Raw genomic sequence first — 21,695 nt, 5'->3', positions numbered from 1 at the left:
TCTTATGGCACGCACAGTTCACTGCGTCTATCTCAACAAAGAAGCTGACGGTCTGGATTTTCAGCTTTACCCCGGTGACATCGGCAAACGCATTTTTGACAGCATCAGTAAAGAAGCCTGGGCCGCCTGGCAGCATAAGCAGACCATGCTGATCAATGAGAAAAAACTCAACATGATGAACGCCGACCACCGCAAGTTTTTGGAAGAACAGATGGTGCACTTTCTGTTTGAAGGCGGTGATGTGCATGTAGAAGGCTACGTGCCGCCAAAAGAGGAAGAACTGTAGAGGTGTAGCGCGCCGGGCAAAATGAGAAATGGGATCGGGCAAAATGAGAAAAACTAAAGGCCCTTAATGGGCCTTTAAACGGTAATCCTCCCATTTTTAACTGCAGTTAAAAATAGAAGTTAAACGACCATTAAAGGTGCGTTACACCTGTCTACCCCCCGTCACTCGTGGCTTTCGTGCACCAACTTTTAGCTGCTCCCATTTGTTCCCGGTTTCTCATATTGGAGGGAGGGTTACATACCTGAGCAGAATGTCATTCAGCAGCGATTTGGTGAACGCTCCGCTGACCAAAAACATCCCCCACGCCAACCATAAAACCTCAAATAAAGCGGTGTCTGGATTACCGCATCTGGGCTTGGCGCCTGATGGCGGTATAACCAAGCCCAATAATGGCCAGTACGCAGCCGCCGCCACACACCGCAGGCCAGCCACCTGACTGGTACAAGAGAACCGACACCCAAGAGCCAAAAGCGCCGCCGATAAAATAGCAGGTCATGTACACGGCCGTCAGGCGATTGCGCATCTGCTGGGGCAAACTGTAAATGGCATTTTGGTTGCTGACATGGGTGAGCTGCACCGCCAAATCCAGCAATACCACGCCACTTAGCAACCATGGCAACGATTGTCCCCCAAAGAACAGCAATACCCAGCTTAGCAAGGAAAAGCCCAGCCCCAGCCAGGTGCCAATATCGCCTTTCCCCGCATCGGCCAATTTACCAGCCCAGCGGGCGGCCATCACCCCGGCAATGCCTGCCAGCCCGAACAGGCCAATGGTGGCATCGGTGTATTCATAAGGGGGATTGGCCAGCAAAAATGCCAACGGCGTCCAGAACAGGGTAAACATGGCAAAGGACAGTCCCCCCAGTAATGCGCGGCTGCGCAGCAGTGGCTCATGGCGAAACAATGCCCATAAAGAGCCAAGCAGCGCTTGGTAACGTAAGGGGTTTTCGCTGCGATAAGTGGGTAATGCCCTTGCCAGCAGCAATGTCACCAACAGCATGCCCCCCGCGGCTAGCCAGTAAACTGCCTGCCAGGCAAACAGTGTGGAGATGAACCCCGCCACCACCCGCGCCAGCAAGATGCCAAGCAGCAGTCCGGCCATGACGGTGCCAACCACCCGCCCCCGTTGGGTGGGGGAAGCCAACGTGGCTGCCAGCGGCACCAATACCTGCGCCACAACCGAGCAAACGGCGGTTAATGCCGTGCCCAGCAATAGCCAGTAAAGGTTGGGGGCCATGGCGCAAATCAATAATCCCAGCGTGGCCAACAGCAGCATGACCACTATCAGCCGGCGGCGCTCCAGCATGTCGGCTAATGGCACCAGCAGCAGTAAGCCGGCGCCGTAAAACAGTTGTGCGGTGGTGACCAGCATGCCGGCGGCGGTTTGTGATACGGAAAAATGCTTGGCAATGGTTTCCAGCAATGGCTGGGCGTAATAGTTGTTTGCCACGGCCACGCCGGTTGCCACCGCCAGCAGCAGGGTTAACCAGGAAGAAAGCGTGCGGGATTGAAAAGAGGCCATTGAAGTTCCTTAGGGCTTAAGGGAAGAACCATGGGTCACCTACCTGTGACCCATGGTGTTAAGCGCTGCATATGATAACAAATCACCGTAACGCTGGCTGGCATGCCTGCAAAATCAATCTCCCCAAACCTGGCGGGCATAACGGCATATTCGCAGCGATACCCCGCCAATGTCCAATCACCAATGTCCAACAACAAGTCCCCAGTGGCCGGCGACATGCAAAGTGTCGCCCATCATGAACAGGCCGCCCTTTCAGGATTTTCAGCATGTTTGGGGACCTGAACGGCACATTTTGTCCATTAACTGAGCGAACAACCCACCACTGGCGAAAAAGCGCTTGCAGAGGTAAAATGTCCTGCTTTATCATACGCGCACTTCGAAAACAGCCGTAACGGTTATTTTTGATAGAGAACCCGCATTAAGGTTCAGTTGCCCGAATAGCTCAGTCGGTAGAGCAGCGGATTGAAAATCCGCGTGTCCCTGGTTCGATTCCGGGTTCGGGCACCACTTTATATCTGCCGGCATAGCTCAGTTGGTAGAGCAACTGACTTGTAATCAGTAGGTCCCGAGTTCGACTCTTGGTGCCGGCACCATGAATTCAAGAAAAGCCACTCAATGAGTGGCTTTTCGCCTTTCTGCCTTCCTCCCCCAAAAAAGAACAAAGACAAAAAACACATCGACATGGCATTTCCCGCTTGTAGCGCCGCTTGGCCCGTAAAGCCATTTTTTGTCATGCCCTATCCTGTTGCATAGGCTTGCCGGATAAAAACCGACGGGCACAAAAAAGAGCGCCAAGGCGCTCTTTTGGATGAACACGGCATTTACGCCGCCATTTGCCAAGCTGGCAAAAGCTTATGCCAATGCATCTTCCAGCTGCACCAGACGGGGGATCTGGTTCAGTGATGTCAGGTGGCTGTAAATGGGGCCAAGCAGGCCGCGTTTACGCAGATCCAGGAATTCTTCGTCTGACAGTGAAGCCAGTTTGCGTTCATCAATCAGGTAGATGCCGTTGATGTTGCGCGGCTGGCCTTTGACTTCCACCGTCAGTGTCTGGGCAGTAAGCAAACCCTTGCTGGCCAGATAGCCCAAAATGGCGCGGCTTTGCTGATCCTGCTCGAAGTGTTTCAGCAGGGCTTCGCGGCGGTTTTTCAAAAATTCGGTTTCTTCACCGTTGGCAAACAGTGGCTCGCCTTCTTCTTTGCTGATCTGTGTGCTTTCTTCACGCAGCCCTACCCAAACCTTGTCTTTGTGTTCCGGGTTCAGCACGACGGTAAGGGGAAAATCACGCAGTACGTTAGGGATGTAGTTGCCCTGCCACTCTTCACCTTTTACCAGCAGGTTCTGATTGGGTTTAAGCCCCAGCATCATCACGGCCTGATATTCATCGGCTTCTTTGTTCTTGATAAATACCACAGGTACATCAACTGCCGCATACAGCAGCTCATGGAGAGAAACCGGCAACATATGCTGATCGGCAACATGGGCATATTTAGGCGCGGTAAACTTAACGTCAGCATGCTTTTGGTTATCAAGCAGTGCAAATGGTTCGCTCATTGAAAGCTCCTTGAGGGCTCTGACTTTAAAATCCCGTTAAAAAAATGAAAGGAAATCGCTTCCCTGCGTTAGTTATACCTTGTTTGTGGCCGGATAAAAAACCGTTAACCTCGCAAAGATGATGTAACTGCCGGGATTTTCAGCAATCCGTCAATGCAATTTCAGTTTCGGCCGGTGCCATTTCAGCAGGCGCTGCGCCAGCCGGTATACCAAGGCGGAAAACCAGCCATAAAGGCTGGCCAAATGCCGTTGATATAACGACATGTACATGATGCGTGCCAGGTAGCCTTCAATGAACAGTGAGCCGGAGCGCAGATTCCCCATCAGGTTGCCCACCGCCGAAAAGCGGCTCAGGGACACCAGTGAACCGTAATCCTGATAGCGAAAAGGCAGCTCCGCCTTGCCCTGCAAGCGGTTAACCAGATTTTTGTAAAGGGTGGCGGCCATCTGCGCCGCTGCCTGCGCCCGGGGGGGGACACACTTACCGTTATCCATAATCAGCGATGAGCAGTCACCAAGGGCGTAAATGTATTCCTGCCCTTTCACCCGCATGCAGGCATCCACTTCTATCTGGTTACGTTGATTAAGGGGCAGGAAGGTGAACTGCCGCAGCAGTTCCGGCCCTTTGACGCCCGCGGCCCAGACTTTGAGCCCTGCCGGGATCAACACCCCGTCTTGGGTGATGAAGCCCTCTTTGGTCACCTCTTTAACCTGCACGCCAATATGCAGCCGCACGCCGATATGATCCAGCACCGACTGGGCACCGGCCCCCACCTTGTCCGGCAAGCCGGGCAACAGTTGCTGGGCGGCTTCGATGAGGTGAATTTCCAGATGGGATTTGTCGATGTGCAAATAGCCAAAATCCTTGACCGATTCCAGCACATGGTAAAGCTCGGCGGCCAGCTCCACACCGGTAGCGCCAGCGCCCACAATGCCAATGCTGAGTTTTTCCTTGGTTTCATCCAGCAGCAACAGGTTATCCAGCAGTTTGTTGTGGAACACGTTGGCACTTTCCAGATTGTCCAAAAAGATGCAGTGCTGCTCTGCCCCCGGGGTATTGAAGCTGTTGGAGACGCTGCCGATGGCCAGCACCAGCGCATCATATGCCACATGGCGCTCATCCAGCAGTTGCTCGCCTTCATGATTGAGCACTTTGGACAGGGTGATTTGCCGTTTCAGGGGATCGCAGCCAATCAACTCTCCCCGCAAGAAACGATAGCCGTTTTTCAGGCCGTGATCCCGGTACAGCAAGCCTTCAATGGACTGATCTATCACGCCCACCGCCACTTCGTGCAGCTTGGGTTTCCAGATGTGCACCGGGCTTTTATCCACCAGACAGATTTCCGCCTTGCCGCTGCGCCCCAGCTTGCGCCCGAGTTTTGAGGCCAGAGCCAAACCACCGGCACCGCCGCCTACAATGACAATTCTTTTCGGGGCCACCGCTTACCTCCCAGTGCCACAAAATTTGGCCCTATTTTTATCATAAAACCCTTGTCTTGGTAATGACTCATTTAGGCGTTGTTAAATTAATCTTTTTAAAAACAATCAGATGATATGTTTATGTGCATGATTTATCCGGGCCAGGGTACGCCACAACCAGCCGCACAACAGCACGCTGCAACAGGGCAATGACAACCAGACGCCGGTAACCCCGAGCCAAGCGCCCAGTACCCACAACAATATGGCCACCAGAAAAATCTTGGCGCCGGTGAGTATGGCGGCATCTTTCGGATGGTTGGTTGCTTGCAGCAAGCTAGCGCCCACAAGAATGATGCCCTCTAACGGCAATCCCCAAAAATACAGATACATGCCTTGAATGGCCACCGGCGCCAATGACGGATTGTCACCGGCAAACAACCACAACATCCATTGGGGGCGACCATAGATCAGCAGCCAGCCCACCAGCGCGGTCACCAGCGTAACCCCGAAAGCCAGCTTGGCGGCCTGCCGCACCCGTTGTATTTGCCGGGCGCCGGTATTAAAACTGAGAATGGGTTGAGTGCCTAATGCAATACCTTCAAAAATAAAATAAAACATGGCCTCTGTATAACCAATCACCCCGTAGGCGGCCAAATGCAGATTGTTGCCCTGCCACAACAAGGCAACGTTATACAGGGTCAATACCACCGACAGGTACAAGCTCATCAACATGCTTGATAGCCCCATCTGCCCGATGCGGTGTACATGGCACCACTTCAGCTGCATCTGCTGCCAATTGAGCCGCAACCGGGTAGCCGAGCTGAAAAAGTGTTGCAGGCATAACATGGCGGTGACCCCGTGAGACAACATGGTGGCAATGGCCGCCCCGGCCAAACCGAAAGGGAACACCACAATGAACAGCCAATCCAGAAAGGTGTTGAGAATGCCGCCAAAAATCAAAATCAGCGTCACCCTTCCCGGGCGGCCATCGTTGCGTAACATCACCGTGAAAGTGGTGGCCAATACGGGCAGCATACCCAAGGCAAAATACCAAAACAGGTAATCGCTGGCCGCATGCAGCACTGCACCCTCAGCCCCCAGCAACCCTAGCAAGGGTTTGCTGCACAGTACGCCGGCTGCCGAAAACAAGCTGCCGCCAAGAATGGCCAGCGTGAAGCTGTTGCCCACCACCTGACGGGCCTGGGAAACGTTCCCCTGCCCCAGCAGCAGTGACACCCAGGCGGCGCCCCCCATGCCAATCAAGGTGCCAAGGGCATACAGCACCGCGCCCAGCGGATAGGCCAATGTAATGCCCGCCAGCCCGTCGCCGCCAAGATAGTGGCCGATGAACATGCCATCAATGGTGACATATACCCCGGTGGCCAGCATGGCGGTAATGGTTGGCACCACATAACGCCAAAACAGCCTGGGAATTGGCGCCTGCAGCAATGCCACATCGGCCGCCATCCCCTTTGCACTTACTTCCATTAATTCTCCGTTAGCGCACACGCCAGCAGTTGCTGCTCCATCAGGGCGGCATCCAGCGGTTCATGGCTAATCAGCTCCAGGCGAGAATCCATGGCATCATCCAGCTCGTCAATGGTCAATTCACCATCAAGCATGTTAAAGGCCGCTATACCGTCAGCCGTAATCATCACGGCCTTGAGCCGCACCACCTGCTGTGCCTGAACCCAGCGTAATAATGGCGCCAGGGAAAACACCCAGCGCGGGCTGAACTGCCAGCCGTAACTGCAGGCCTGCGCTTCTTGATGCTGGCGGAACACAATGCCCCGTTCATCAAAAGCCGCCGACAAGGGGGCACCGTCGTCCTGATAATCAACCGCGGGTTGTAAACGCGCAGTCTGTTTGATAGCGGGCATTTTGCCACTGTGGGGCTGTTGCAACAATCGCCACAGGGCAGATGGCAAGGATTGTTGCCGTGACCACGGCAGCATTGGCGCGGTTGGGTGATGTTCGGCCAAGAATTGCTGCAAGGCGGACAACACCTGCGGTTGCGCCTGCCATAAATCCGCTTTGGCAGCCAAAACCACATCGGCACTGCGCAACTGGGCAAGAAAGGTGGCGTTGTCGCGATAACGGCCATCGGCCAGTTTTCTCGGGTCCAGCAGGCACACCGCCGACAACAGCTTCAGCGACTGGGCAAAACTGTCTGAGCGCAACATTTGCATGATTTGCAGCGGATGCCCAAGGCCTGTGGGTTCAATCAACAAGCGCTGGGGTTTGGCCTTGGCCAGCAGCTGGGTAACGGCCACCTGCAGCGGCACCCCGGCAGCGCAGCAAATGCAGCCACCGGCAACCTCGCGAACCACCACGCCTTGGCCGCCATTGCCCATCAATCCGCCATCAATGCCTATTTCCCCGAATTCATTGACCAATACCGCCCAGGTTTCCGCCTCAGGCTTGGTTTGCAGCAACGCTTTAATGAAAGTGGTTTTACCGGCACCGAGAAAGCCGGTGATCACGTGAGTGGGAACCGCGGAAATAATCATGGGCAACGTTACATACTGGCGACAAGGAATGCGCCAGTGTACCCAAATTCACCGACGGCAACATCCGTTATCAGCAGGCTCAACGCTGTGGCTTACGGTGCGTGCCGTTACGTGCCGTTTTGGAAAAACGCGCCTGAGCGCGCGGAGCGTGACGCGGATGCTTTTTGTCGGTACGCCGGGCAGTGTTATCCGCGCCAGCCCCAGTTCCAGTCCGGTAACGCTCAGGCAAAGGCGCTGTTGCCTCATATCCTGCCGGAGTGCTCTGCGCTAGCTGCACGCCCAATGCCTGCTGCAAGCGTTGCAGTTGTGGCAATTCCTGCGGGCTGACAAAAGAGAAGGCCTCACCGTCTAACCCGGCGCGCCCCGTGCGGCCAATGCGATGCACATAATCTTCGGCCTCAACGGGCAACTCCAGGTTAATCACCCGGGGCAAGGCGGGAATATCCAGCCCGCGGGCGGCGATATCGGTAGCCACCAGCACCCGGACATTCCCCGCGGCAAACCCTGCCAGTGCCCGGTTACGGGCACCCTGGGTGCAGTCTCCATGAAATACCGCGTGACTGATGCCATCCAGCATCAGCTCTGCGCCAAGGCGGGTGGCTGCCTCTTTGGTATTCACAAACACCAGTGTTTGCTGCCAGTTATGCTTGCCCACCAGCTCTGCCAGCAGCTCGGCCTTGCGCTGTTTGGGCACCAGCAATACCTGTTGGTCGATGCTGGCACCGCTATGATCAGGAGCCACTTCCACCCACTGGGCCTGCTGGGTCATCTCTAATCCCAATTGCCGTACCGCCGGTGGAAAAGTGGCAGAAAACAGCATGGTTTGCCGCTGCGCTGGCAGCCATTTCTGCAAGCGCTGAATGTCCTTGATAAAGCCCATGTCCAGCATGCGGTCGGCTTCATCCAGCACCAAGCACTGCAACTGCCCGAGATTAAGGTAATCCTGGCTCAGATGATCAAAAAGCCGCCCGGGGGTTGCCACTAAAACATCCACCCCTTGTTGCAGTTGCTGTCGCTGCGGCCTGAAATTGGCGCCGCCATACACCGCCATCACCCGTAAAGCGCTGCCATGGGCAAAAGCGCTCAAGTGGGTGGCCAGCTGTTGGGCCAACTCTCGGGTGGGGGTGAGGATCAGGGCTTTGGGAATGGCGCCATCGGCAGGGGTTTGCCCGATAAACCCTGCCAGCATGGGCAGGCCGAAAGCGGCGGTTTTACCGCTGCCGGTTTGTGCTGAAACCAGTAAGTCCTGCCCCGCCAGCGCCAAGGGCAACACTTGTTGCTGCACCGGCGTCAATTCACGGTAGCCATAGGCGCTCACGGCCGCCAACAGTGGCGCCGGTAAGGTGGTTTCAGAAAACAGCATGATAAGCCCCGCAGTAGCCGCAATAAAAGCTGCGCAGTATACACCGGCATCAGGGGGATTCCGAGTCCGCCGTTGCCGCTTCGGCCAACAGATAGAGATGTTCAAAATCGTCAGCAGGCACTGGCCGGGAATAAAAATACCCCTGGGCATAATCGCAATTAATCTGTTGCAACACGGCGGCCTGCTCGGCGGTTTCCACCCCTTCGGCAATCACTTTCATCCCCAGCTTGTGGGCCATGACCACAATGGCCTCACACAACACCTGGTTGCTGGCATCGCTATCAATGCTCTTGGTAAATGACTGGTCGATTTTCAGGTAATCGATATCGAATTTTTTCAGGTAAGCCAATGATGAGTAACCGGTACCGAAATCATCCAGCGATACCTGCACGCCAGCATCCCGGTAGGCCAGCAGTTTTTCCGAGACGGCCAGGTTGGTGTCCAGCAGCAGCCCTTCGGTGATTTCAATGCAGATGCCGCAGCCCGGCAGTTGCTGCAAGACTTTCAGCCATTCATGAAAACGGGCGCCCTCATCACGGAACTGTACCGGGGATTTATTGATGCTGATTTGGATTTCAATGCCAAAGCGCTCCCGCCAGCGGGCATTTTGCTGCACCACCTGCTGAAACACCCAGTTGCCGATGGCAAAAATCAGCCCGGTATCTTCTGCCACCGGAATGAACTCGGTGGGGGAAACAAAGCCCCGCTGCGGATGATTCCAGCGGATCAACGCTTCGGCCTTGGTCACCTTGCCGGTTTTCACCTCCACAATGGGTTGGTAACTCAGCTGGAAGGCACTGTTTTCCACCGCCGTGCGCAGGTCCTGGATAAGCCGCATGCGATAGTGTGCCAATTGCTGCATAGACTCGGTGAAATAGTGATAACGGTTGCGTCCCTGCTCTTTGGCTGCATACATGGCCTGATCGGCATGTTTGAGCAACACATCTTCCGTATCGCCATCATCCGGATACACGGTAATGCCAATACTCACGCTGATATAGGCGGTTTCTTCACCCAACTGATAAGGCTCGGCAATGCGCGCCAGAATTTTTCCGGCAACCCGCTCAATGCCTTGAGAATTAATCTCATCGGTTAAAATGATGGTAAATTCATCGCCGCCAAGACGGGCCACGAAATCGGACTCACGCACACATTCCCGCAGCCTGGCGGCGGTCTGGATAAGCAGCAAATCCCCCATGTCATGGCCGAGGGTATCATTAACCTCTTTGAACAGGTCCAGATCCAAAAACAGCAGTGCCAGCTTGCCCTGACGGCGATGGGCCCGCTGAATTTCATGATACAGCTGCTCCAGCAGCATGCGGCGGTTGGGCAGTCCGGTAAGCTGGTCATAGTTGGCCTGATGCCAAATCACCTGCTCTGAATGTTTTTTCTCGGTAATGTTGGAAAACAGCGCCACCCATTGCTGCGGTTCGCCTTTTTTGCTGTCAATGGTGTTCACCGTCAGCCAGGTGATGATTTCGTTGCCGTCATGGCGCCGTAACCACAGCTCGCCCTGCCAGCGTTTGTGCTGGCCAATCTCCTTTTTGATGGCCAGAAAATCTGCAGAAGAGTAGCGTTCACTGCGCAGCACACTGATATTACGGCCAATGATGTCCTCTTCCCGATAGCCCATGATGGCGCAAAAGGCCGGATTGACGTTGATAATCTTGCCCCGCCGGTTGAGTACGCTCATGGCCTCACTGCTGTTTTCATACACGGAAGCGGCCAGTTTCAAGGAGATTTCCCGCTGTTTCTCCCGAGTGATGTCCTGATGAATGCCGCACATTTTGACCGGCTGTTCATCTTCACGCTCCATCACCTTGCCCACATCCCGTATCCAGCGCACGCCGCCATCGGCACGCTTGATGCGGTATTCCTTGTGGTAAATGGCGCTGCCACCGGCAATGTGCTGCTCCATGGCATGCAGGGTATCGAGCCTGTCGTCATCCATAATGGCGTCAATCCAGGTGTATTTATCCCGATTAAGCTCCGTAAGCGGGCAGCCCAGCATTTCGGCGCTCAGCTGATCGCTGATAATCCGATCGCTTTTCAGATCCCATACCCAATAACCCAACTGGCTGCTGGCCAGCACCAGTTCCAGCTCGGCATGGCTGACCGCCAGCGCCTGCTGCGCTTCCTTGGCGGCAGTGATGTCAATATAACCGGCAATCACCAACTGTACCTGATGGAAACTTCGCTGGCAGGACACCGTGACATGGGTGTACAGCACCTGCCCGTTTTTTTTCACAAAACGTTTTTCCTGCTCGAAACGATCGATGTGACCCTGCACCATCTGATTGAAATTATGCATGTTTTCATCAATATCATCAGGATGGGTCAGGCTATCCCAGTTTTTATGCAACAATTCGTCTTCGCTGTAGCCCAGCATGCGGCAAAAGTGGGGATTCACCTTTAAAAAACGCCGCTCCGGAGAGCTGATGGAAATGCCGTAATTGCCCACATTGAATTGGGAACGGAACAGAAAATCGTCCTGCAACTTGAGCTGCTGGGCGATTTCCCGCTCCAGGCGCCGGGACAACAGTTTGCCCATAAGTACCGTCACCGCAGGCAGTACCAGCAATACCGGCAAACTTATCTGGCTTATCACATCCACGGCCAGTGTGGCTGGAAACAACAGCATCCACAGCAACATCGCCACATGGACGAGCAAGGCAAAAACGATGAGTTCGGAGTAACCGATATGGGAAAGCGACTGCCGGTTCCAGTGGCGCCATTGGCGCCAGGCAATGCCCAAAAGGCCGCTGCTCCAGATGACCCCAATGCCGATGAATTCGCCGTCACCGCCCAGATAAAAACGAAAGACGGTCACCGCCATGCAGGCCACTACGGTGGGAAGGCCACCAAAAAACAGCCCGGCCAGACACAGCAACACACTGCGTCCATCAAAAAACACCCCCGGACTGAACGTCCAGGGGGTGAGCATAACCACCATGCAGATGCCGCCAATCAGCACGCCGGACAACAATTGCCACCCGAGAGAGTAGCGGCCGCCATTACGCCATAAAGGCAGCACGTCATACACCAGCACCAATGCCAGCAATAACGCAATGTTCTGCACCAATGGAAGAACCATGTCCGTTGCCAAGCTCCCTCGATAGCATGCCCTACTGGGGTAATTTTAGCAGAGTCCTTTGAATCTCCTTGGCTAATTACTTACGCCATAGAGCTTGTTCACATATTCACCGGCACTGGTTTGCCATTCAAAACGGCTCTGTTTGGCCGCCTGGATAAGTGTCTTCCAGGCTGGGGTGGCAAACTGGGCCAAGGCCCTATCCAGGGTCTGCAACAATGCGGCGCTTTGCTGCTGCAAATTTCCGCCCTGAAAGACGAACCCGTTCTGACCGTCCACCACCGTGTCTTTCAGGCCGCCCACCCCGTGTACCAGGCATGGCTGTCCGGCCCGCAGTGCCAACATCTGACTGATGCCGCAAGGCTCAAAGGAACTGGGCATCAAAAACAGATCGCCGCTGTAATACAACGCCTCTGACAGCTGCTCGTGGTAGCCGTTAATGAACAAGAAATTCTCATGGCGGGCGGCAACTTCACTGAACTCCCGGGCAATGCTTTCATCACCGCTGCCCAGCAGCCAGAACCTGGCCTTGCTGTCCCACTCGGCCAAGCGTTGCAAAATGGCATCCAGTACCCGTCCCCCCTGCCAGGGCTGGCGCAAGATTAAGATTTTCTGGTCTGTCAGCCGTCCTACCGAGGTCAATAAAAAGCCGCCAGGGTTATCCTGCTGGGACAGGCGGATTTGGGCAATCACCTCGGAAGGATGCACAAACTCACTGTATCCGAGCTTGCTGAGCAACGCCTGGTACACCAGCGGTTTGAGGGTCTTGCGCAATTGGGCCGGCGATTTTGCCGGGGCGGCAACGTGATAGTCACAGCCATTGAGGATGCCGAACAGTTTTCCGGCGCGCTGCAGCCGCTGCAAATCCTGCTCCAGTCCTTCGCCGCCAAAAAAGCCTTCACCATGACGCGAGGGTTGCAATACTTCGCCTGCGTAACCGGGAGACACCAGATGCACCGCATCACTCAGGTTAATGGCCGCCCGCAGGGGATTGACACAATCCGGGTAGCGGGGATCCATGGCATCAGCCAGCACATCTGGCCCCAGCGCCGCCATTTGCGGGAACCATGCCCGCAAGGATGAGTTGTCGCCGTCAAAGGGACGAATGCCCTGCATGGCCAGATTATGAATGCTCAGTACCGTGGGAATTTGCTGCAATGGAGCATAGGCCAAATCATAAGCCCGCAACATGCTGAAAAAACCGCAATGCCAGTCATGCAGGTGCACCCGTTGTGGCATGGGCAACAAGCCGCCACACAGCAAGGTGGCCACCGCCGAGCAAAACAGGGCGAATTTACTGGCGTCAGAGGCAAAGGGGCGTCCCGGCGGGTCCTGGGTGTAAATGGCATGTCCCAAAGAGACAAACCAGTCATGGGCCAGCAGGTAAATCCACACCTCGGGCAGTAACGGATTAGGCATGCGATACAGTTGCAGCGAATAATGGCCGCTATCAAACGGCACCACAAAATCACACACGAATTCCGCCTGCTGCTCTCTGGCAAGGAAACCGTAATCCGGCATGATCATATCCACGGCAACACCGTGTGGATGCAGCGCCTGTGGCAAATCCCGCAACACATCGGCCATGCCACCCACTTTTGCGCCTTTTAACGCTGCATTTTCTGCAGCCAGCATCAGTACCCGCATTTGCTATCCTTGTTGTTTTGTTACTCGTAGCCCACAGGCAAACCCAGCATGTCCCGGGTCACCAGCACAACGCCATCTGACGAGACCCTAAAGCCCTTGGCCCGGTCATGATCATGGTTATAACCTATCTCCATTCCTTCAGGAATAATGCAGCCACGATCAATAATCGCCTTACGAATACGGCAGTTACGCAGCACGACCACATCCGGCAAAATCACCGAGTCTTCCACCAGCGAATAGGAGCAGACCCGTACCTCGTTAAACAGCACGCAATGACGCACCGTGGCTCCGGAAATGATGCAGCCACTGGACACCACTGAATCCACCGCCATGCCGCGCCGGCCGTCATCATCAAACACGAACTTGGCAGGGGGCAACTGCTCCTGATAAGTCCAGATGGGCCATTTGGCATCATACAGGTTCAATGCCGGTGTGGGAGACAACAGCTCCATATTGGCCATCCAGAAGGAGTCCAACGTGCCCACATCGCGCCAATAGGCCGGCTCATTGGGGAACGAGCCACGAAACGGATAAGCATAAACCCGGTGGTTTTCAATGATGGAGGGAATAATGTCCTTGCCGAAATCCCGTTGCGACTCGGCATTCTGGGCGTCCCGTTTTAGCTGTTCAAACAAAAAGTCGGTATTGAACACATAGTTGCCCATGGAGGCCAGGCACACGCCCGGATTATCCGGCAGGGATTTGGGGTGGGCGGGTTTTTCTTCAAACCCCAAGATGCGGTTGCTGGTGTCCACTTCCATCACTCCGAAAGCATTGGCCGCTTCGGCCACGGGCACTTCCATGCAGGACACGGTCATGTCGGCGCCGGATTCGGCATGGGCCGCCAACAGCCCGGCATAATCCATGCGATAGACATGATCCCCGGACAGCACCATCACGAACCTTGGCAGTTCATGGCGGATAATGTCGATATTCTGGAATACCGCATCCGCCGTGCCCTGATACCAGTTGTCGGAATAACGCTGGGATGCGGGCAGGATCTCAACCGACTCCCCCAGCTCTTTCTTGAAATGGCCCCAACCCCGCATGATATGGCGGATAAGGGAGTGGGACTTGTATTGGGTCACCACGCCCACCCGGCGAATGCCGGAGTTGATGCAGTTGGACAACGGAAAATCGATGATGCGGAATTTGCCACCGAAATACAGTGCGGGTTTGGCACGCCAGTCGGTAAGCTCATGTAAACGGCTGCCCCGGCCCCCAGCCAGGATCAGGGCATAGGTATCACGGGTCAGGTTACTGATAAAACGTAAACTCGAATTGGACATATCCTCTGTCTCTCCCACTAGTCAAAGTGCATTAACGGCAATGCCAAATATGATCACGGTAACCGGCAATGGTCTCATCGCTGGAAAAACGGCCGCTGGCGGCAGTGTTATGAATGCTCATGGTGGTCCAGCGTTGAGGGTCCTGATAGGCTTTGGCCACTTCCAGTTGTGCCAGGCGCAATGATTCAAAATCCGCCGCCAGCATCCAGGGATCGGACGGAGACTCAATGGCCGCCACAATGGGGGCGAAAATGTCCGGCTCCTGCAGGTTGAAGTAGCCGCTTTTCAGCAGGGACATCACCCCGCTCAACGCTTCTGAAGCGGCAATGTATTCCCATGGGCGGTAGTGCATGCGCAGCTCATCCACCGCTGGGGCATTGAGGCCGAACAGGAAGAAATTGTCTTCGCCCACCTCCTCCAGCATTTCGATGTTGGCGCCATCAAGCGTGCCCAGTGTCAGGGCGCCGTTCATCATGAATTTCATGTTGCCGGTACCGGAGGCTTCTTTACCGGCGGTGGAAATCTGCTCAGACAAATCGGTGCCGGGGCAGATGGTTTCCATGGCGCTGACGTTATAGTCCGGTAAAAAGGCCAGGCGCAGCCAGGGCTTGGCGCGGCTATCGCCATTGATCATATGGGCCACATTATTGGCCAGTTTGATGATGAGCTTGGCCATGGCATACCCGGGAGCCGCTTTGCCGCCAATCAGCACGCAGCGGGGCTGCATGCCGTGGGTGTCGCCACTCAAAATGCGCTGGTACAGGTGGATGACATGCAAAATGTTCAGCAATTGCCGTTTGTATTCATGGATGCGCTTCACCTGTACATCAAACAGCATCTCGGGCGAAAACTCCACGTGGCAGCGCTCTTGCACCAGTTGGGCCAGCGCCTGTTTGTTAAGTTGTTTCACCTGCCGCCACTCACGACAAAAATCGGCATCAGTGCTCAAGGCATTAAGTGCCGACAACCGCCCGAGCTCGGTAATCCAGCCATCCCCCAAACGGCTGCTGATAAGCGCCGTCAAACGCGGGTTGCAATAGGCCAGCCAACGGCGGGGAGTGACGCCATTGGTGCGGTTATTGAATTTTGCCGGCCATAACTCATGAAAATCACGAAACAAGCCCGTGGTCAGCAACTGGGTGTGCAAGGCGGCCACCCCATTGACCGAATAACTGGCCACAATGGCCAGATACGCCATGCGAACAGCCGGCTCGTCGCCTTCTTCGATAATGGACATCTGCCGCAGTTTGGCCACGTCGCCGGGCCAGCGATGGGCCACCTCGTCCAGATAACGGGCATTGATTTCATAAATGATGTCCAAAATCCGTGGCAGCATGTGTGCCAGCATGCGCACCGGCCACCGCTCCAGCGCTTCGGGCAACAGGGTATGGTTGGTGTAGGCCATGCAATTGCTGACGATATGCCAGGCGGCATCCCACTCCAGTTCATACACGTCCACCAGCAAGCGCATGAGCTCTGGCACCGCAATGGCCGGATGGGTATCGTTCAGCTGGATGGCGTTGTAGCGGGGAAACTCGCTAAAATCCATGCCATGCTGCTGCACCCATTGCCGCAGCAGGTCTTGCAAGCTGGCGGATGACAGAAAATACTGCTGGCGCAACCGCAGCTCCTTGCCGTTTTCGCTGCTGTCATTGGGATAGAGCACCATGGTGATCTGTTCCGCCTGGTTTTTGGCCGCCACCGCCTCGGTATAATCCCCCTGGTTGAATTCTGCCAGATCGAACTCGTTAGTGGCTTCCGCCTTCCACAACCGCAGGGTGTTGACCCGGCCATTGCCATAACCGGGAATGGGCACATCATAAGCCACGGCCATCACGTCCTGGGTGTCACACCACAACATGTGACGGCGGCCCTTGCTGTCCACATAGCTTTGGGTATGACCAAAGAACTGCACGGTGACATTGTGCTGGGGCACCCGCACCTCCCAGGGATTGCCGTCCCGCAGCCAGCGGTCAGGCTGTTCCACCTGATAGCCATCGACAATTTTTTGCAAAAACATGCCGTACTCGTAACGGATGCCATACCCTGTCACGTTCAAATCCAGTGTGGCGCAGCTGTCCAGGAAACAGGCCGCCAGCCTTCCCAACCCGCCATTGCCAAGCCCCGCATCGTGTTCCTGCTGCTCCAGGGTTTCCAGGCTAACGGCATATTCCTGCAGTAACTGGCGGCATTCCTGTGTCAGCTGCATATTCAGCAAGGCGTTTCCCAAGGTGCGCCCCATGAGGAATTCCAGTGACAGATAAGCCACATGTTTTTTCCCTTGCTGCAAGTCCTGTTTGCGGGTGTTGCGCCAGTTATCCAACAGCTGCTCTTTAACGCTCAAGGCCAGTGCATCAAACATGGCCTCTTCGTTTTGATCATCCCAGCACAGGTCATAACGCAGTTGCCGGGCAAAGGCCGCTGTTAACGAATCATGGGACATCGCCGCGGTTTGCGCCGTCTCGGCAGCAACCGCCGGTTTTTTCTGACGCCCGGCCGCCGGCTTTTTAGCGCGGCGGGTTGGCGTTTTCGGGGTATCGGTCATGCTTCCTCCTTGGCAGGTACAACACACATCAACGGTTGCCACTCTGTAACCGCGCTTTTAACAGCAACAGGCTGCGGGATGGCAACAGCAACTGCTGGCCTGGGGTTTTCAAAGTGGTTTCTGTAGGGGCGCCGGTAGCCGACACACTGGTGAGCAACGGCTGCCAGCCACGCACCTGGGGAATTTGCGGTACGGTAAACACATGGTTTTCCTCACCGGCATGCAACATCAGCAGCAGCATTTCAGGCTGTGGCGCCTGTCCGGAGGGCACTTCTGTTTGCTCGCTTTTCAGCAGCATCTGCAAACTGCGGCACTGGCCTTCCCCCCAGTGCAGCCGGCTCATGATTTCCCCTTGGGCATCAAACCAGCCAAGGGCATGGGGCGCGGCAGGATCGTCGGTATGAATGTAAACCGGGCAGCGAAAGATGGAAAACTCACGGCGGATATCCAGCAGGCGCCGGCAAAATTGCTGCAAGGCACGGCTGTCGTCATCATCGCGCCAGTCCATCCATCCCAAAGGGTTATCCTGACAGTACCCGTTGTTATTGCCCTGCTGGGTATTGCCCTGCTCATCACCGGCCAGCAGCATGGGCACCCCCTGGGACAGCAACAGTGTTGCCATGATATTGCGGCACTGGCGCGCCCTGATTGCCATAATCTTGGGGTTGTCCGTCTCCCCTTCTATGCCGTAGTTGCTGCTGAAATTTTCCCGGTGACCGTCCCGGTTGTCTTCGCCATTTGCTTCGTTATGGCGCCACTGGTAGCTCACCAGATCCCGCAGGGTGAAACCGTCGTGGCTGCTGATGAAATTGACAGTGCTGCAAGGCCCGCGCCCGGAATGCTCAAATAAATCGCCGGAGCCGTGCAGCCGTTTTGCCAGTTCCGGCAACATGCCGTGATCGCCCCGCCAAAAGCGGCGTACCGTATCCCGGTAGCGGTCGTTCCATTCGGAAAACACCAGCGGGAATTGCCCCAACTGATAACCGCCGGGGCCGATATCCCAAGGCTCGGCAATCAGGATCACATTGCTCAGGACCGGGTCTTGCATCAGGGCGTCAAAAAAGCCGCTGCCCCGGTCAAACCCTTGTGGCTCACGCCCCAGGCAACTGGCCAAATCGAAACGGAAACCGTCCACCCCCATGACCGACACCCAATAGCGCAAGGAGTCCATCACCAGTTGCAACACCCGTGGATGGCAAATGTTAAGGCAATTGCCACAGCCACTGTCGTTGATGTAAAAACGTTTGTCGTTAGGGTGCAAACGGTAATAACTGGCGTTATCAATCCCCCGGAAACTGTATTGGGGCCCCATGCGGCTGCCCTCGGCGGTGTGGTTGTACACCACATCCAGCAATATCCGAATGCCGTTACGGTGCAGTGCATCCACCATCTGCTTGAATTCGTTGATGCCATCGGCAGTGGCGCAATAAGCGCCATGGGGCGCAAAAAAACCGATGCTGTTGTAGCCCCAGTAATTTCCCATGCCTTTATCGGTGAGAAAAGGCTCGGAAAAGAAGCTGTGCACCGGCAGTAGCTCCACGCAGGTGATCCCTAAGGATTTGAGATAATTGATGGCGATATCGCTGCCAAGGCCGGCAAAGGTTCCCCGAAGGGATTTATCCAGCCCCGGCAAACCGGCACTGAAGCCCTTGAGATGCATCTCATAAATCACTTCATGGCTTAATGGCCGCGGCGTGAGCCGTTTGCCAAAAAAGGCCTGGTCTTCCACCACCACCGATCGCGGCATGGCCCAGGCGTTATCACAACCATTGGCCTGGGTATCATCGCCAATGCCACCATCGGCACTGACTTTGCGCATGCTTTCATGGGCGATTTCCGGCAACTCCAGCTGGCATTCATCATCCAGAGGGCGGCCGGCACTGTCCACCCGGGCGTAACCCAGATGCCAAGGGCCAGGCTCCAAGGTACCTGCATGCCAGCGGCTATAAGGGTCAAGCAATAACTTGGCCGGATTGAACCTGTGCCCCAGATGGGGCTGATAAGGGCCATCCACCCGATAGCCGTAACACAGGCCGGGCGCGGCGCCTTCAAGGAAACCGCACCAGATTTGCTGGCGCTGCAAAGGCAATGGATAACGTGCGACTTCCCGCCAGTGGCCGCCGGTTTCACCACTGAAAACGCACAGTTCCACTTGGGTGGCATGGGCAGAAAACAGCGCAAAATTCACGCCTAAAAGGCGGCTGTCAGCATCTCTGACCACATGGCTGCCAAGTGGATAGGGTTGCCCGGGAAGCATCCGCATCAAACGCGCCCCTGCCAGTGGAAATACACCGTTGCCAGTGGCGGCAAGGTGACCATGGCACTGTATTGCATGCCCTGCCATGGCACGTGTTCCGCGTTGACGCCAGCACCGTTCCCCACATCACTGCCGCCGTAAAAATGGCTGTCGCTATTGAGCAGCTCCACATAACGCCCGGCCTTGGGCAAACCGATACGGTAACCTTCACGCACCGCAGGGGTGAAATTGCACACGGCCACCAGCACATTGCCGTCATCATCAAAACGGCAAAATGCCAGTACGCTGTCAGCGGCATCGGTGCAGTCGAGCCAGCAAAAGCCGCTGCTGTCACCATCGCGCTGCCACAATGCCGGATACTGGCGATAGCACTGGTTAAGATCTTTCACCCAGCCCTGCAGTTGCTGATGGGGCGTATATTGCAGCAGATGCCAATCCAGACTGTAGTCGTGCTGCCACTCATGGCGCTGGGCAAACTCGTTGCCCATGAACAACAACTGTTTGCCAGGGTGGGCCCACATGAAACCGTAATAGGCCCGCAATGTGGCAAATTTCTGCCAGTCATCCCCGGGGATTTTCTCCAGCAGCGCCCGTTTGCCGTGCACCACTTCATCATGACTCAAGGACAGAATGAACTCTTCGGTATAGGCATAGACCAGCGAAAATGTCATCTCGTGATGGTGATAACTGCGGTGCACCGGATCCCGGCTGATGTAGCTCAGGGTATCGTGCATCCATCCCATGTTCCATTTGAAGCCGAATCCCAGCCCGCCATGGCCTACCTCCCGGCTGACCCCGTCCCAGGCGGTGGACTCTTCGGCAATCATCACAATGCCGGGATAGCGGGAATAAAGCCGGGTATTGATTTCCTGCAACAAGGCAATGGCGTCCAGATTCTCCCGGCCGCCATATTGGTTGGGCACCCACTCACCGGGTTGGCGGCTGTAATCCAGATACAGCATGGACGACACCGCATCAAGGCGCAGCCCGTCAATATGAAACTCCTGCAGCCAGTAACAGGCGTTACTCAACAAGAAGCTCTGCACCTCTTTACGGCCGTAGTTATAGATAAGCGTGTCCCAGTCGGGATGGCTGCCCCGGCGCGGATCTTCATGTTCGTACAAACAGGTACCGTCAAAACGGGCCAGTCCGTGGGGATCTTTGGGAAAATGTGCCGGCACCCAGTCAAGCAGCACGCCAATGCCTGCCTGATGAAACGCATCCACCAGCGATTTAAGCCCAGCGGCACTGCCAAAACGATAGGTCGGTGCATACAATCCCACCGGCTGGTAACCCCAGGAGCCATCAAAGGGGTATTCGCTCAAGGGCATCAGCTCCACATGGGTAAAGCCCATCTCCTGCACGTAAGGCACGAGCTGGGCAATAAGTGCATCATAGCTGAGGTAATCCCGGCCATCGGCTCCCTGCCGGCGCCAAGAGCCAAGATGCACCTCGTAAATGCTCATGGGGGACTTGTGCCATGGCTGCTGCACCCTCGCCTGCATCCAGTTGGCATCGCGCCATGACCATTGTTCATCAAACGGTACCCGTGAGGCATTGTGCGGTGGCGGCTCCATGGCTCTGGCGCAAGGGTCGGCTTTATGCTGCCAGTCGCCATTCATGGTCTGAATGGCGTATTTGTAGTGTTCCCCGCCCTGCAACCCGGGAATGAAGATTTCCCAGATGCCGGAGCCGGGATGAAAACGCATGCTGTGGCGGCAGCCATCCCAGTAATTGAAATCCCCCACCACCGATACTGCGCGGGCATTGGGCGCCCATACGCAAAACAGCACGCCGGTCATGCCGTCACATTCGCGCCAGTTGGCGCCCAGAAACTGCCAGGCCTGTTGCTGGCGTCCTTCACAAAACAGGTAAGTATCCCGTTCATCCAGCTGTGACGGGCAAGCATAAGGGTCATCAAGCAGCAACTCAGCATCGGGATAGCGCACCTTGAGCTGATAGGCAAACGGCTTTACCCGCCGCCCAATCCGGCCGGCAAACAGCGGCTCAGCGCCGGCAACAGGATGCAGCTGGGCCACGGTGTTCCCCTTTTTACGGTCAACCACCCACACTGCCAGAGCACCGGGGAGTACGGCCCGCACCACTAATGCCGCTTTATGCTGTATGGCAATCTGATGCATTCCCAGCCAGCTGAAAGCGTCACCAAAACTGCCCTTGGCCAAAGCCTGGCATACCGTCATATCGCCGCAAA

General features: G+C 55.7%; 13 protein-coding genes and 2 tRNA genes. 3 read left to right on the top strand and 12 right to left on the bottom strand.

Features of this window, described 5'->3' with window-relative positions:
- Window positions 1–4: 4 nt before the first annotated feature.
- On the top strand, window positions 5–286 hold the full coding sequence (locus tag ACIDEJ_RS00330) for an oxidative damage protection protein (protein WP_411986100.1): 282 nt from the start codon (window positions 5–7) through the stop codon (window positions 284–286).
- Window positions 287–626: 340 nt separating this feature from the next.
- Here ACIDEJ_RS00330 and ACIDEJ_RS00325 read toward each other — a convergent pair whose 3' ends face one another.
- Window positions 627–1,808 carry an MFS transporter gene (locus tag ACIDEJ_RS00325; protein WP_411986099.1) on the bottom strand — a complete coding sequence of 394 codons (1,182 nt, stop codon included), beginning with the start codon at window positions 1,806–1,808 and terminating at the stop codon, window positions 627–629.
- 431 nt (window positions 1,809–2,239) lie between these two features.
- Here ACIDEJ_RS00325 and ACIDEJ_RS00320 point away from each other — a divergent pair.
- A tRNA-Phe gene (locus tag ACIDEJ_RS00320) sits at window positions 2,240–2,315 on the top strand.
- A 10-nt stretch (window positions 2,316–2,325) separates the two neighbouring features.
- A tRNA-Thr gene (locus tag ACIDEJ_RS00315) sits at window positions 2,326–2,401 on the top strand.
- 259 nt (window positions 2,402–2,660) lie between these two features.
- On the opposite strand, the gene ACIDEJ_RS00310 is transcribed toward ACIDEJ_RS00315, so the two are convergent.
- The 11 genes from ACIDEJ_RS00310 to glgB all read right to left on the bottom strand — a co-directional run bounded on the left by ACIDEJ_RS00310 (window position 2,661) and on the right by glgB (window position 21,684).
- Window positions 2,661–3,362: a SapC family protein gene (locus ACIDEJ_RS00310; RefSeq protein ID WP_411986098.1), complete on the bottom strand. Its 702-nt coding sequence runs from the start codon at window positions 3,360–3,362 to the stop codon at window positions 2,661–2,663.
- Window positions 3,363–3,512: 150 nt separating this feature from the next.
- Entirely contained in the window at window positions 3,513–4,802 is a 1,290-nt protein-coding gene (locus ACIDEJ_RS00305) for an NAD(P)/FAD-dependent oxidoreductase (protein ID WP_411986097.1), read from the bottom strand.
- Between the two features lie 105 nt (window positions 4,803–4,907).
- Window positions 4,908–6,269, bottom strand: a complete 1,362-nt coding sequence (locus ACIDEJ_RS00300) for an MATE family efflux transporter (RefSeq protein WP_411986096.1) — start codon at window positions 6,267–6,269, stop codon at window positions 4,908–4,910.
- Window positions 6,269–7,291: a CobW family GTP-binding protein gene (locus tag ACIDEJ_RS00295; protein WP_411986095.1), complete on the bottom strand. Its 1,023-nt coding sequence runs from the start codon at window positions 7,289–7,291 to the stop codon at window positions 6,269–6,271. Before ACIDEJ_RS00295 ends, ACIDEJ_RS00300 begins: the two co-directional genes overlap by 1 nt.
- 79 nt (window positions 7,292–7,370) lie before the next feature.
- Window positions 7,371–8,654: a DEAD/DEAH box helicase gene (locus tag ACIDEJ_RS00290; RefSeq protein ID WP_411986094.1), complete on the bottom strand. Its 1,284-nt coding sequence runs from the start codon at window positions 8,652–8,654 to the stop codon at window positions 7,371–7,373.
- A gap of 49 nt (window positions 8,655–8,703) precedes the next feature.
- Window positions 8,704–11,760: an EAL domain-containing protein gene (locus ACIDEJ_RS00285; protein ID WP_411986093.1), complete on the bottom strand. Its 3,057-nt coding sequence runs from the start codon at window positions 11,758–11,760 to the stop codon at window positions 8,704–8,706.
- 60 nt (window positions 11,761–11,820) lie between these two features.
- Entirely contained in the window at window positions 11,821–13,392 is a 1,572-nt protein-coding gene (locus ACIDEJ_RS00280) for a glycogen synthase (RefSeq protein ID WP_411986092.1), read from the bottom strand.
- Window positions 13,393–13,412: 20 nt separating this feature from the next.
- Complete coding sequence (glgC, locus tag ACIDEJ_RS00275) at window positions 13,413–14,681, bottom strand: glucose-1-phosphate adenylyltransferase (protein ID WP_411986091.1); 1,269 nt, start codon at window positions 14,679–14,681, stop codon at window positions 13,413–13,415.
- 31 nt (window positions 14,682–14,712) lie between these two features.
- Window positions 14,713–17,226, bottom strand: a complete 2,514-nt coding sequence (locus ACIDEJ_RS00270) for a glycogen/starch/alpha-glucan phosphorylase (RefSeq protein ID WP_411986090.1) — start codon at window positions 17,224–17,226, stop codon at window positions 14,713–14,715.
- A gap of 28 nt (window positions 17,227–17,254) precedes the next feature.
- Window positions 17,255–19,570, bottom strand: coding sequence for a glycogen debranching protein GlgX (gene glgX / locus ACIDEJ_RS00265; RefSeq protein WP_411986089.1), 2,316 nt, complete (start codon window positions 19,568–19,570; stop codon window positions 17,255–17,257).
- On the bottom strand, window positions 19,489–21,684 hold the full coding sequence (glgB, locus tag ACIDEJ_RS00260; protein ID WP_411986554.1) for a 1,4-alpha-glucan branching protein GlgB: 2,196 nt from the start codon (window positions 21,682–21,684) through the stop codon (window positions 19,489–19,491). The genes glgX and glgB overlap by 82 nt, the downstream gene beginning before the upstream one ends.
- Window positions 21,685–21,695: the final 11 nt, after the last annotated feature.

It is taken from the genome of Shewanella mytili (assembly GCF_046765975.1).
Lineage (GTDB): Bacteria > Pseudomonadota > Gammaproteobacteria > Enterobacterales > Shewanellaceae > Shewanella > Shewanella mytili.
Note: the sequence above shows the minus strand (reverse complement) of the source record. Positions and strands in the feature narration are given on the sequence as shown.

Coding starts and splice junctions, on each gene's coding strand:
- ACIDEJ_RS00330 (WP_411986100.1), top strand. CDS start 5: ATGGCACGCACAGTTCACTGCGTCTATCTCAACAAAGAAGCTGACGGT.
- ACIDEJ_RS00325 (WP_411986099.1), bottom strand. CDS start 1,808: ATGGCCTCTTTTCAATCCCGCACGCTTTCTTCCTGGTTAACCCTGCTG.
- ACIDEJ_RS00310 (WP_411986098.1), bottom strand. CDS start 3,362: ATGAGCGAACCATTTGCACTGCTTGATAACCAAAAGCATGCTGACGTT.
- ACIDEJ_RS00300 (WP_411986096.1), bottom strand. CDS start 6,269: ATGGAAGTAAGTGCAAAGGGGATGGCGGCCGATGTGGCATTGCTGCAG.
- ACIDEJ_RS00295 (WP_411986095.1), bottom strand. CDS start 7,291: ATGATTATTTCCGCGGTTCCCACTCACGTGATCACCGGCTTTCTCGGT.
- ACIDEJ_RS00290 (WP_411986094.1), bottom strand. CDS start 8,654: ATGCTGTTTTCTGAAACCACCTTACCGGCGCCACTGTTGGCGGCCGTG.
- ACIDEJ_RS00280 (WP_411986092.1), bottom strand. CDS start 13,392: ATGCGGGTACTGATGCTGGCTGCAGAAAATGCAGCGTTAAAAGGCGCA.
- glgC (WP_411986091.1), bottom strand. CDS start 14,681: ATGTCCAATTCGAGTTTACGTTTTATCAGTAACCTGACCCGTGATACC.
- ACIDEJ_RS00270 (WP_411986090.1), bottom strand. CDS start 17,226: ATGACCGATACCCCGAAAACGCCAACCCGCCGCGCTAAAAAGCCGGCG.
- glgX (WP_411986089.1), bottom strand. CDS start 19,570: ATGGCAGGGCATGCAATACAGTGCCATGGTCACCTTGCCGCCACTGGC.
- glgB (WP_411986554.1), bottom strand. CDS start 21,684: ATGACGGTATGCCAGGCTTTGGCCAAGGGCAGTTTTGGTGACGCTTTC.